Consider the following 12,403-nt stretch of genomic DNA (forward strand, 5'->3'; position numbering starts at 1 on the left):
CGAGGTTTCAGGGAGGAGAACCGGGAGATCCCCGGTGCGTGAGTGGATTCACACCCAGGCCTGTGCTCCGCTCGCGCGGAATTTCCTAACGTATCGGGAATGCAACCAATGCTCACCATCTGATCGCCGCGGTATGCACGGGATGATCCCAGAGCGCGGCGGTCTCGCCATCGAGCAGGCTGACGGTGATCGAGCAGCCGGCCATTTCAAGCGAAGTGACGAAATTTCCAACCACCGAACGGGATATGCGCAGTCCGCGCTGCTCGAGCATGCGGCGCGCCGCATGATACATCAGATAGAGCTCGATCGTCGGCGTGCCGCCGAATCCGTTGACCAGCAGCAGGGCGTCAGAGCCGGCGCGCGGGGCGAGATCGTCGGCGATGGCCGTCGTCATCTCCGCCGCGATCACATCGGCAGTCTCGAGCTTGAGGCGACGGCGCCCCGGCTCGCCGTGAATGCCGACGCCCATCTCCATCTCGTCGTTAGCGAGCGAGAATGTCGGGGTGCCGGCAGCCGGAACCGTACAGCTCGTCAACGCCACGCCCATGGACCGGGTGCGCGCATTGACACGCTCTGCCAGCGCAACGCACCTCGCGAGATCGGCACCTTTCTCAGCTGCTGCACCGACGATCTTCTCGACGACCATCGTACCGGCCACGCCACGGCGTCCCATGCTGTGGGTCGAATTCTCCACCGCGACGTCGTCATCGGTGATCACGGTGGCCGTTCGGCCATCGGCGATTTCGGCTGCCATCTCAAAATTCATTCGGTCGCCGGCATAGTTCTTCACGATGAAAAGAACGCCGGCGTCACCCGCGACCGCCTGCGCCGCCTCGACGATCTGATCAGGCGTAGGCGACGTGAAGACCTGCCCAGGGCAGGCCGCATCGAGCATGCCGTAGCCGACAAAGCCGGCGTGCAAGGGCTCATGGCCACTGCCACCACCGGACACCAGCGCAACCTTGTTCCGATTAAGCTCGCGGCGATGAACAAACTTCCGCTCCGGTCCCAGCGTCACGATGTCGGCATGGGCTCCGACGAAACCATCCAGACTTTCCTGGAGGACCGTCTCAGCGGAATTCATGAACTTCTTCATTTTCGTCATATCCAAACTCACTTGTCTTGTACGAGGGCGGCCAGACGCCGCGCGAATTCCTGAAACAGTGCGTCAAGCTGGCCATTTCGCTTGGTGTTGCCGAGATCCGGCAGATGAAGCGTCAATGTTCGCTCATGGGGTCCTTCGGTTAGCCTGTTGACCCGGCGTGGATGAGCGCGCCCATAGGCGCGGAGGAAGGCAGCCTTGGCTTGAGGCGAGAAATGGCAGACGTCGAAAATCGTGTTGAGGTGCTGCACCGGTATCGGGACCGGGTAGGTCGGATTGGATATCTGGCTGACGAAGCTGCGGTTCTTCCCCATAGCATGGGCGAGCCGCAACCGCATACCCGAGGGACGCTTGTCGAGGACTTCCTTGAAGATGCGCTTGTAGACTGCGACCGCGCCGGCATCCGCCTCCTCGTCGACCGCCGCATCAGCCATGATTTCCTCCGTTGCTCAAACCGTCGACGGTTTGCTTGATCTGGGCGAGTGTCGAAGGATTCACCGAAAGCTCGCGCAGGCCGCAATTCAACAGCGTCGACGTGCAGCGCGGATCGCTCGCCATATCGCCACACAAGCTGACGCTGATACCGGTACGCTGACCGTGCTCGGCTGTCCGCTTGATCAGCTCGACGACGGCTGGATGCAGCGGATCCAACAGGCCGGCAAGCGCCCCGTTCGATCGATCGCAGGCCAGGACGTACTGCGCGAGGTCGTTCGAACCGATCGAGAAGAACGAGGCCTTGAAACTCGGAATTGCCAGCGCCGCAGCTGGCACCTCGACCATGATCCCCAGTTCGGGAAGCGCTGCAGCGACTCCGTTCGCCTGCAATTCGGCCACGACCTGAACGAACAGCTTGCGGCCTACCTCGAGCTCGTCGGCTGAGGTCACCATCGGGAACATCACCTTAAGATTTCCGTGGACGGCAGCACGGGCAAGGGCACGCAGCTGAACGGCAAAAATCTCCGGCCGGGCCAGGCAGAGGCGCAGGCCCCGAACCCCAAGGAACGGATTGGCTTCTCCCCCGGGCGTGAATCCCGAGACCGGCTTGTCACCGCCTGCATCAAAGGTGCGAATCGTCACCGGGCGTTGGCCGGCCCAACGAAGAACGGCATCGTAGGCTTGAAACTGAGTCTCCTCGTCGGGCAGGCCTCCGTTGTTCGTCAGCAGGAACTCGGTCCGCATCAGGCCGATGCCGTCGGCATATTGCGCGTCGGCATGATCGAGATCCTCGACGCGCTGGATGTTGATGAAGAGCTTGATCCGCTCACCACGCCAGGACGCCGCCGGGCGGCGGAGAATCGCGCGGGCAGCGGCCCGGCTCTTGCAATGAACCTCGCGCCGGGTCTCGAACGAGCCGATCTGCTCGGCGCACGGATCAAGCTCAAGCGTTGCACCTTCGCCATCGAGGAGCGCGGTTGCCCCCGCTGCAGGGATGGTCCCGAGCTGCACAACCATCGGAACTCCACGCGCCCGGGCCAACATCGCAACGTGGCTGGTGGGACTGCCCTGCAAAAGAGCAAGTCCGCCTCCACCCGACCAGTCGATCTCAAGAAATTGGGACGGTGGAAGATCGTCTGCACACACTATGGCGCCGCTCGGAATTCCAAGTGTGGCACGCTGATCGCCTTGCAGGGCGCGGATCACACGATCGCGAAGGTCGGCCAAATCCGACGAACGAGCTCTCAAATATTCGTCCGGCGCCGCGCCATAGTCGGCGATCTGCTTGTCGAGTTCCGAGCGCCACGCGGCGTCGGCCGCTGCGCCCTCACCGATCGCCGCAAAGATCACGGCCATGAAGTCTTCGTCGTCAAGTAGCGCGACCTGAAACTCCAGAATTTGCGCGGCTTCCCCTCCGGCAATGGCGGCGAGGTCAACGATCTGCTGGCTGGCCGTATCAATGGCACTTCGCAGAGCCAGCGCTTCGTCAACCAGACTGCCGGCCGCGCGTTGGGCGCTCTCTAGCTGGTCGACACGGACAAACGGTCCATGAGCGAATCCGATTGAAGCCGTCCTGCCGCGATAGGCCGCTCCTGCAACGCCGTTGCGCATGTCACGAATTCCCGTCCGGAAAGTCGGTTGCGATCAGATCGACCAGCGCCGCGACCGCTGCCTGCGCATCGCTGCCCGCGCCCTTGATCTCGATCGTGCTGCCGTGCGCCGCACGCATCGCCATGATCTTGGCGACGCTCTTGGCATTGATCCATTCGGGCGCCCCCGCGACCCGCACGGAGATCTGCGCCTGGAATTTCTTGGCGAGCTTGGTCAGCTTGACCGCCGGGCGCGCGTGCATGCCCACGGCGTGCACCAAGCGCACGCTGCTCGTGAATGTGTGTTCGTCAGCTTGTGACGTTTCCAGCATAGTCATTTTCCATCATACCTTCGTCGATCCGTTAGCCGGCGGACAGTTCCTCGGCCACGGCCTTCACTTGAGCGAGCGAGCTGCCGCCCGCCGATTCGGTTGCCGCCATCACCGCTCCTTCCACGATGGGCGCATTGCAGACAACGACGAAATCCTGCCGTTCAGGCTCGAGCATCTCGACCGCCATCTCGCTGTTGGTCTCGGCGCCGCCGAGATCGACCAGGATTGCGACGCCCCTTGAAGACCAGGCGCTGTTGATCGCGTCGATGATCAACGGCACGTTTGTGCCCAGCCCGCCATCAGAATTGCCGCCGCAAAAAGCCACTTTGACCTCGCTGCCGACCATCTGCCGCACCATGTCGGCGGTGCCCTTGGCGATGTCAGCTGAGTGCGAAACGATCACGATTCCAACCGTATCGGTCATTGTTGTCCCTCCAGGCCCGCACACACCGCTTGTACCAGCACGCAGCTCGACCGCGCGCCGGGATCGACATGTCCGGCGCTGCGCTCGCCGAGAAATGAGGCGCGACCTTTGGTCGCCTGCATCGGCGCCGTCCGTTCGGCGGCCTCGGCGGCGATCGCGCGTACACGATCGATCAGATCGGCTTGGCCCGCTGCGGTCCTCAACGTCTCCAGCACCGGAATAAGCACGTCGAGCATCGTCTTTTCCCCAGCCTGCGAGCGGCCTCGCGCGCTCACGGCGGTCACCCCGCTGTCGAAGATGTCAGCGAGGTCGCCTGGCAATTGCGCGTGGCGAGACGCCGCCTCCCCGGCCGCGAGAAAAAAGCTGCCATAAAGCGGCCCGGATGCACCGCCCACGGTCATGACCAGGGTCTTGCCGATCATTTTCAGCGCCGCATCGAGCGGCTCCGCCGAGATGGCATCGAGCTTGCCGAGCACGGCTTCGCAGCCGCGCTTCATGTTGGTCCCGTGGTCACCGTCGCCGATCGCCTGATCCAGGCTCGTGAGCTCCGGCGCGCTGGCGATGACCTGTTCTGCAGCGGACCTCACCAACGACTTGAATATCTCGGGTTGCAGCGACATTGAACTATCCTCTCTAAAGCATTGCGTCCAAACGTTGCCCCGCAGCGTCGAAATACAGCGGGTTGGTCAACCGCATTTCCACTTCCTGACCGGACATCAACGGTTGGTGCGGATCCGCCAGTGTCACGAGCATCTGTCCTCTGTAGTCGAGGTGGACGTGATTCTGCTCACCCAAATGCTCGACCCGGCTCACCCGACCGATCAACCGTCCGCCATTGCGTGCGGCGATCTGCAAATGCTCGGTGCGGATCCCGACCGTTTGGGTCCCACGCGGGAGCGGGATGTCGGACATGAGACTGGCTGGAAGCAGATTGATCTGCGGCGTCCCGAGCCGCGAGGCAACATAGCTGCAAGACGGCGCTTCGTAGATCTCCCGCGGAGTGCCGACCTGCAGCAGCCGGCCGTCCTTCACCACGCCAATACGGCTGGCCATTGTCATGGCCTCCACCTGATCGTGGGTCACGTAGAGAATCGTTGCACCGACCTCGAGCTGGATCCGCTTGAGCTCAAGCCGAAGCTCGGCGCGGAGCTTCGCGTCCAGGGACGACAGCGGCTCGTCCATCAGGTAGATCGAGGGATCGCGCACCAGCGCGCGGCCGATCGCCACGCGCTGCATTTCGCCGCCGGACAGGCGGGTCGCGCGATTGTTCAACTTGCCGGCGATATGCAGCAGCTCCGCGGTCTGCTCGACGCGCTTCCGGATGACCGGCTCCGGAACACGACGCGCCGGAGAGCGCAATGGAAACGCCAGGTTGTCGAAGACCGTCAAATGCGGATACAGCGAATATTGCTGAAACACGAAGGCGATGTCCCGAGATCCGGGAGGGTCCTGCGTGACGTCGCGCCCATTGATCATCACGGAGCCGGCATCCGGGCGTTCAAGCCCGGTGATCAGCCGTAGCGTCGTGGTCTTGCCGGCGCCGCTCGGCCCAAGCAGCACCAGGAATTCACCGTCATTGACGGCCAGTGATAGCTCACGAACGGCTTCGACCGAGCCGAAACGCTTGCTGACGTTGCGGAGTATGACGTCAGCCATGACGGACGCTCCCTTCGATTGCGCTGCGTATGGCCAACCCACTGCCCGCATCGAACAGCGTCAGCCTTTCGGACTGGAATACGAGACCAACCGCTTCGCCGATCCGCACATTTGCGGTGGACGGCAGCCGCGCCGCGACCCGCCCATTCGCCGTGTCGACGGTGACGATCTGGGTGGTTCCCAAATATTCCGCGCCAAACACCTTCCCTCGCATTAGTGCATCGTCGGAAAAGCGGACGTGCTCCGGACGCACCCCAAGTACGAGCGGCGCACTTGCGCGATCCTCGCGAACTTCGGGGACGGCAACATTCGCGTCCTGCAGCCGGATTGCACGATCGCCGGATCGCAGACCGCCCTCGAAGCGCAGGAAGTTCATCGACGGCGAGCCGATGAAGTCTGCGACAAACATGCTCGCCGGCCGATCATAAATCTCCTGCGGCGAACCAATCTGCTCAACAAGCCCCTTGTTCATGACCGCGATCTGATCCGCCATCGACATCGCCTCGAGCTGGTCGTGGGTGACATAGACGGTGGTCGCCTTGATGCGATCGTGCAAATCGCGCAGCTCGCCGCACATCAGATGACGAAACTCGGCATCGAGTGCGCCGAGAGGCTCGTCCATCAGGAAGGCCTTCGGCCGCCGGACCATGGCGCGCCCCAGCGCGACGCGCTGGCGATCGCCGCCCGAGAGCTTCGAGGTCTTGCTTGACAACAGATGCTCGATCCGCAGCATCCGCGCGGTCTCCTGCACCCGCTCGCCAATAGCCCGTCGACTCATGCCCTGACACCTCAGGGGAAAGGCGATGTTCTCTGCGACGTTGAAATGGGGATACAGCGCAAAGAGTTGAAAGACGAAGGCGATGTCGCGTGCGGCCGCGCGGCGAAAGGTGACGTCCTCGTCGTCGAGCAGGATCTTGCCTTCAGTCGGCAACTCGAGGCCGGCGATCATGCGCAGCGTGGTTGTCTTGCCGCAGCCGGACGGACCCAGCATCGCGAAGAACGTACCATCGGGGATGGTGAAATTGGAGCCGTGGACGGCCGTGAACTGGTCGAACGACTTCCGCAGGTTTTCAACACGAATCTGTGCCATTGGCCGTTTACTCCGGAAAATGGCTAACGATGGTGAAGCCCAACGTGCCGGTCAAAATCGTCACGAAGGAGTAGCCGTAGAGATCGATCGACCAGGGCTGCACCAGCATGACGATGCCGCCGCCGATCAGGGTCATGGCAGCTGTCTCCCAGCGGCTACGGCGAAACCAGCGTGATAGTCCGCCCTTGGGGATGGAAACGTCGCTCATTTGCGGACAGCTCCGAAGGTGATGCCGCGCAGCAAGTGCTTGCGCAACAGCACGGTGAACAGGACGATCGGGACGACGAACAGCGTGGTCGCGGCTGCAACGGCCGGCCAGTCCTGCCCGCCTTCGCCGATGATGAAGGGGATGAAGGGCGGCATGGTCTGCGCCTCGCCGCTGGTCAGCAGCACCGCGAAGGCATACTCGTTCCAGGAGAAGATCAGGCAGAAGATCGCGGTGGCTGCGATGCCCGTGACCGCCTGCGGCAGCACCACCTTGCGCAGCGCCTGCAGCCGCGTATAGCCGTCGACCAGGGCGGCCTCCTCATATTCGCGCGGAATCTCGTCGATGAAGCCCTTGAGCAGCCAGACCGCGAGCGAGACGTTCACGGCAGTGTAGAGCAGGATCATGCCGAGCCGCGTGTCGGTCAAGTTGAGCTGGCGGTACATCAGATAGATCGGGATCGCCACCGCGACCGGCGGCATCATTCGCGTCGACAGGATGAAGAACAAGAGATCGTCGGCGAGCGGAATGCGGAAGCGCGAGAACGCGTAGGCCGCGAGCGTGCCGAGGAAGACGGCCAGGAACGTCGAGCCGAAGCCGATGATCAGCGAGTTGACGAAGCGCGGCACCACCTTGGACGGGCCGGCAATGACCATGTCATGCTTGCGAACGATGACGTCATACCAGGTCGACGGCGGCGGCAGTTTCGCGATGAAATCCGCTGTCTGACGCGTACGCACGGTGAACAGATTGACATAGCCTTCCAGCGTCGGCTCGAACAAGACCTTGGGCGGATAGGCGATCGCATCGCTCTGCGACTTGAACGCGGTGGCGACGATCCACACCATCGGCAACAGCGTGATCACGGCGTAGAGAATGACCAGGGATCCGGCCACCGCTCTCGAGCGTGGCGACGCCTCGACAATCGAGTGGGCGGTAGATTTTGCGGCAGCTGCGGTCATCGTTGCTTCACCTTATTGAGCGCCTTGACGTAGATGTTGGCCGCACCGAACACGGTCACGAACAGGATGATGGCCAGCGCGGACGAATAGCCGGTGCGCCATTTCTCGAACGCGGCGCGCTTCAGCGTGATCGACACCAGCTCGGTGGTCGAGCCCGGCCCACCTGAGGTCAGCAGGTTCACCATGTCGAACATCTTGAAGTTCTCGATCGCGCGGAACAGCACCGCGAGCATCAGGAACGGCACCGTCATCGGCAGCGTGATCGACCAGAACTGCCGCCAGGCGGAGGCGCGATCGACTTCGGCCGCCTCATAGATGTAGTCGGGAATGGAGCGCAGCCCGGCGAGGCAGATCAGCATCACGTAAGGCGTCCACATCCAGGTATCGACCAAAACGATGGTCCAGGGCGCCAGGACGACCTCGCCGGTCATGCTGAACGAACTTGCGGGCACGCCAGTCAACAGACTGATAAAGTGATTGAACGGGCCGATCTGCGGCTGCAGCAGCAGCGTCCAGAAATTGCCGACCACCGCGGGCGACAGCATCATCGGCAGCAGGATGATCGTGGTCCAGAAACTGTGACCGCGGAACTGTCGCTTGATCAGCAGCGCCAGGCCGAATCCGATCACCATCTCAAGCGCCACTGACCAGAGGACGAAGCGGGCCGTGGTCTGCAGCCGGAACCAAACGTCCTCGTCGCCGAGGATGTCGGTGAAATTGTCGAGTCCAATGAACCGCAGCGGCAGATAGGACATGCTGAGGTTGAGGTTGGTGAAGGACAGCCGGATCATCCAGACCAGCGGGAAGATGTTGATGGCGAGCAGCAGCGCGATCGTCGGCGCCACGAACAGCCACGCAATGGTCCGGTCGGACAGACCGCGCACATGCTTCATGGGTTGAGACAGGGCAACCTCCCCGGCTCCGGTCATCGCGGCGTGATCAGGATGAATTATCGTACTCATGGGGTTCCATCGGCTGGTTGGGCTCGACCTCCCCGGAGCCTCGCTCCGGGGAAGCCGGTCATGCTGGTTGCGATTGTTGCGTCTACTGGGACGCAACGTCCTTGCCCTGCTCCTTGAACACCTTGGTCCAGTCCTTGACCAAAAGATCGAGCGCCTGCTGCGACGTGCCCTTGTCGGCGACGACGTAGTCATGCACGCGCTTCTGCATGTCGAGCAGCAGCTGCGCGTAGGACGGCTCGGCCCAGAAGTCCTTGACGATGCCCATCGACTCCAGGAATTGCGGGGCGAACGCCGCGCTCTTCGGGAAGTCGGGCGCGTCGACCACGGCCTTCAGCGCCGAGTAGCCGCCGAGCTGCCACCATCGCTGCTGCACCGTCGGCTGCGCGAACCATTTGATGTAGGCGAGCGCGTCGTCCTTGTGCTCGGAGGTCGCAACCACCGAGATGCCCTGGCCGCCGAGCTGGGTGAAGTGCCCCTTCGGACCGGCCGGATTGACGAAGAAGCCGATCTTGTCGCCGCCGACATTCGGATCCTTGTAGAGGCCGGGGAAGAAGGCGAACCAGTTCATCTGCATCGCCACCTGGCCGGACTTGAAGGCATCAAGCCCTTCCTGCATGTAGGCATTGGTCATGCCGGGCGCGGTGCAGCACTTGTAGAGTTCCTTGTAGAACTCGAGCCCCTTGGCCGCTTCCGGCGAATTGACGATGCCTTGCATCTGGTACGGCTTCTTCGGATTGTCGTAGCTGAAGCCGTAATTGTAGAGCGCGTTGGTCACGCCCATCGTGATGCCTTCCGATCCGCGCTCGGTGAAGATGTAGGCGCCGTAGACCTTCTTGCCGTCGATCTCACGGCCCTGGAAGAACTCGCCGACCTGCTTCAGCTCGTCATAGGTCTTCGGCGGCGCCAGGTCGCGGCCGTACTTGGCCTTGAACGCCGACTGGATTTCGGGACGCGAGAACCAGTCCTTGCGATAGGTCCAGCCCACCGCGTCGGCCATCGCCGGCAGCGCCCAGTAGTTCGGCGTGTTCTTCGGCCACTCCGAATAGCCGACGACCGTCGCCGGGACGAAGTCGTCCATCGAGATGTGCTCTTTGTCGAAGAAGTCGTTGAGCTTGACGTACCATTTGTTCTCGGCGGCACCACCGATCCACTGGCTGTCGCCGATGAGCAGGTCGCAGAGCTTGCCGTGGGAGTTGAGCTCGTTGAGGAAGCGATCGGCATAGCTCGTCCAGGGAACGAACTCGTACTTCATCTCGATGCCGGACTGCTTGGTAAAGTCCTTGCCGAGCTCGACCAGAGCGTTCGCAGGATCCCACGCCGCCCAGCACAGCGTGAGCTGCTTGCCCTGAGCCGCAGCCTCGCCGCCACCGAACATCCCAAGCACCGCCGCCCCAAGGGCAACCGATGTCGCTGCACTACCTAGCCACTTCAATCGTCGCATGTCCGTTTCCTCTCTCCATGGAATCACAAACCCGCTCAGCCCGTTTCGCGGACGAAAGCCGACCCCCTGAAACCGAGTTTTGCTGAGCCATGATGGGGATTTGAGACGGACCGTTTCCGGATACTCGATCCGGAAGGACTGGCTCCTCCCAACATCAGCCCGAAGCGTGATGTTTAGTTTTTTGTTTCGCTAAACGTATTACTAAATTCAAAATGGCGTCAAGCGGGTTTATCGCGGGGAAGCAAAAAAGTTCAGCGGCCAATCAGTCAGAGACATTGACCCAGCTTCGCATCGCAACATATCTGGCTCGGCCAGGCGACGAACGTCGATTGGATCGCGACATTTACCTCTAAATATAGGCCAAATGCGTCATTCACCATTGTCACCGGCGCCCTGCGAGGGACAGCCCATGATGTCGCAAATCACTGAAATCACGATTGGGGATGCAAGCGGCGGGTACGGAGCGCCGCGGAAAAGATGACTCGCGCTTGAATCGCGATGTTTAGTATTCTAGATTACTGACCGTTTAGCGAATCGGCGACAACGCGATCATTTCGAAGTCCGCAATGCACAACGCAACAACACTTGGGATGAGGTAACGACCATGCTCGACAGCGCGAATCTCGAACGACTCTTCGTGTCGCTGCCCGACATTCCGTCCAAGCATCGACTGGCCGCGCCGATCCACCAGCGCAGCATTCTTTTGGATGGAGCGTTGAAGCCATGGAATGGCGTCAACCAACCCGTCTTGTCGCCGATCTGGACCAGGAATTGCGAAGGCTTACTGGAGCCGACAGAACTTGGCTCCTATCCAAAAGGCTCCAGCGAAGCAACCGAAGCGGCTCTCGCTGCCGCGGTTAGGGCTTACGCGAACGGCGGCGGCGAGTGGCCGACGATGACGGTCGCTGAAAGAATTGCCTGTGTGGAAAGGTTTACCCGGCAGATGCTGGCGCGAAGGGCCGAGATCGTCAGTCTGATCATGTGGGAGGTCGGCAAGACTCTTCCCGATTCCGAGAAAGAATTCGACCGCACGATCGCCTATATCGCTGCCACGATCGACGCACTCAAGGACCTCGACAATTCCAGCTCTCGCTTCGTCGTCGCGGAGGGCACGATCGGGCAAATCCGTCGAACGCCGCTCGGCGTCGTCCTTTGCATGGGGCCGTACAACTACCCGCTGAATGAGACTTTCGCGACCTTGATTCCTGCGCTCATCATGGGCAACACAATCCTGCTCAAACCCCCGCGCTTCGGCGTTCTCCTGTTCCATCCATTGCTCGAAGCCTTCGGCAGCTCCTTTCCGAAGGGCGTGGTCAACACCGTCTACGGCAATGGTGCCGACGTCGTTCCTGCATTGCTCGGATCCGGCAAGGTCAATGTGCTGACGCTGATCGGCTCGAGCAAGGTCGCAGATCATCTCAAAAAGCTGCACCCCAAGGTCAATCGCCTGCGCGCCATCCTCGGGCTCGACGCGAAGAATGCGGCGATCGTCATGCCCGACGCCGACATCGAACTTGCAGTCCGCGAGTGCCTGCTCGGAGCGCTCTCGTTCAACGGTCAACGATGCACCGCCCTCAAGGCGTTGCTGATTCACGGCTCAATCGTCGATCAATTCATGCATCGCTTCAGCGAAGAGATCGCAAAGCTGAAAGTCGGCATGCCCTGGGACGCTGGGGTCAGCATCACCCCCCTCGCTGAGCCCGGCAAGGCCGCCTACCTCACCGAATGCATCAAGGATGCGGAAGGCAAGGGAGCGCGCGTCGTCAATCCGGGGGGCGGGAGCACTTGCCAATCGTTGTTCTACCCCGCCCTCGTATATCCCGTAAGCGAGGGGATGAAGCTCTACCGCGAAGAGCAGTTTGGACCTGTGATTCCTGTCATTCCGTTCGACAAGATCGAGGCTGCACTCGACTATGTCGCCGGCGCGGAGAACGGCCAACAGGTCAGCATCTTCAGCGCAAATCCCGAACTGGTCGGGCGGCTGGTCGATCCTCTTGTCAACCAGGTTTGCCGCGTCAACATCAACTGCCAGTGCCAACGCGGCCCCGACGTTTTTCCCTTTACAGGGCGCAAGGACTCGGCCGAGGGCACATTGTCGGTATCGGACGCACTGCGATCCTTCTCGATCCGGTCGATGATCGCCACCAAGCAAACCGACACCAACAGACGGCTGCTGGGGACAATCGTGAAGGAGCACCGGTCCAA

At 61.7% G+C, this 12,403-nt stretch carries 13 protein-coding genes; 1 reads left to right on the forward strand and 12 read right to left on the reverse strand.

Annotated features, from left to right (window positions below):
* Positions 1-112: 112 nt before the first annotated feature.
* The 12 genes from dhaK to BI327_RS07645 all read right to left on the reverse strand — a co-directional run bounded on the left by dhaK (position 113) and on the right by BI327_RS07645 (position 10,132).
* Positions 113-1,096 (reverse strand): dihydroxyacetone kinase subunit DhaK, encoded by a 984-nt coding sequence (gene dhaK, locus BI327_RS07590; RefSeq protein ID WP_076859067.1) that lies wholly within the window; start codon positions 1,094-1,096, stop codon positions 113-115.
* Between the two features lie 17 nt (positions 1,097-1,113).
* Entirely contained in the window at positions 1,114-1,536 is a 423-nt protein-coding gene (locus BI327_RS07595; RefSeq protein WP_076859068.1) for a hypothetical protein, read from the reverse strand.
* Positions 1,529-3,148 (reverse strand): phosphoenolpyruvate--protein phosphotransferase, encoded by a 1,620-nt coding sequence (ptsP, locus tag BI327_RS07600; RefSeq protein ID WP_076859069.1) that lies wholly within the window; start codon positions 3,146-3,148, stop codon positions 1,529-1,531. The genes BI327_RS07595 and ptsP overlap by 8 nt, the downstream gene beginning before the upstream one ends.
* A gap of 1 nt (position 3,149) precedes the next feature.
* Positions 3,150-3,413, reverse strand: a complete 264-nt coding sequence (locus tag BI327_RS07605) for an HPr family phosphocarrier protein (RefSeq protein WP_347337662.1) — start codon at positions 3,411-3,413, stop codon at positions 3,150-3,152.
* Between the two features lie 76 nt (positions 3,414-3,489).
* Complete coding sequence (gene dhaM / locus BI327_RS07610) at positions 3,490-3,882, reverse strand: dihydroxyacetone kinase phosphoryl donor subunit DhaM (RefSeq protein ID WP_076859071.1); 393 nt, start codon at positions 3,880-3,882, stop codon at positions 3,490-3,492.
* On the reverse strand, positions 3,879-4,502 hold the full coding sequence (gene dhaL / locus BI327_RS07615; protein WP_076859072.1) for a dihydroxyacetone kinase subunit DhaL: 624 nt from the start codon (positions 4,500-4,502) through the stop codon (positions 3,879-3,881). Before dhaL ends, dhaM begins: the two co-directional genes overlap by 4 nt.
* A 13-nt stretch (positions 4,503-4,515) precedes the next feature.
* A complete protein-coding gene (locus BI327_RS07620; protein WP_076859073.1) occupies positions 4,516-5,538 on the reverse strand; it encodes an ABC transporter ATP-binding protein in 1,023 nt (340 codons plus the stop codon).
* On the reverse strand, positions 5,531-6,628 hold the full coding sequence (locus BI327_RS07625; protein ID WP_076859074.1) for an ABC transporter ATP-binding protein: 1,098 nt from the start codon (positions 6,626-6,628) through the stop codon (positions 5,531-5,533). Before BI327_RS07625 ends, BI327_RS07620 begins: the two co-directional genes overlap by 8 nt.
* Before the next feature lie 7 nt (positions 6,629-6,635).
* Positions 6,636-6,836: a hypothetical protein gene (locus BI327_RS07630; protein WP_076859075.1), complete on the reverse strand. Its 201-nt coding sequence runs from the start codon at positions 6,834-6,836 to the stop codon at positions 6,636-6,638.
* On the reverse strand, positions 6,833-7,795 hold the full coding sequence (locus BI327_RS07635) for a carbohydrate ABC transporter permease (RefSeq protein WP_076859076.1): 963 nt from the start codon (positions 7,793-7,795) through the stop codon (positions 6,833-6,835). Before BI327_RS07635 ends, BI327_RS07630 begins: the two co-directional genes overlap by 4 nt.
* Entirely contained in the window at positions 7,792-8,724 is a 933-nt protein-coding gene (locus BI327_RS07640) for a carbohydrate ABC transporter permease (RefSeq protein WP_076859077.1), read from the reverse strand. Before BI327_RS07640 ends, BI327_RS07635 begins: the two co-directional genes overlap by 4 nt.
* 115 nt (positions 8,725-8,839) lie before the next feature.
* On the reverse strand, positions 8,840-10,132 hold the full coding sequence (locus tag BI327_RS07645) for an ABC transporter substrate-binding protein (RefSeq protein ID WP_245334744.1): 1,293 nt from the start codon (positions 10,130-10,132) through the stop codon (positions 8,840-8,842).
* A 670-nt stretch (positions 10,133-10,802) separates the two neighbouring features.
* Between BI327_RS07645 and BI327_RS07650 the strand changes: the two genes are divergently transcribed.
* On the forward strand, positions 10,803-12,403 hold a 1,601-nt coding region (locus BI327_RS07650), incomplete at its 3' end, for an NADP-dependent glyceraldehyde-3-phosphate dehydrogenase (RefSeq protein WP_076859322.1).

The sequence above is a fragment of the Bradyrhizobium mercantei genome, assembly GCF_001982635.1.
Classification (GTDB): Bacteria; Pseudomonadota; Alphaproteobacteria; order Rhizobiales; family Xanthobacteraceae; genus Bradyrhizobium; species Bradyrhizobium mercantei.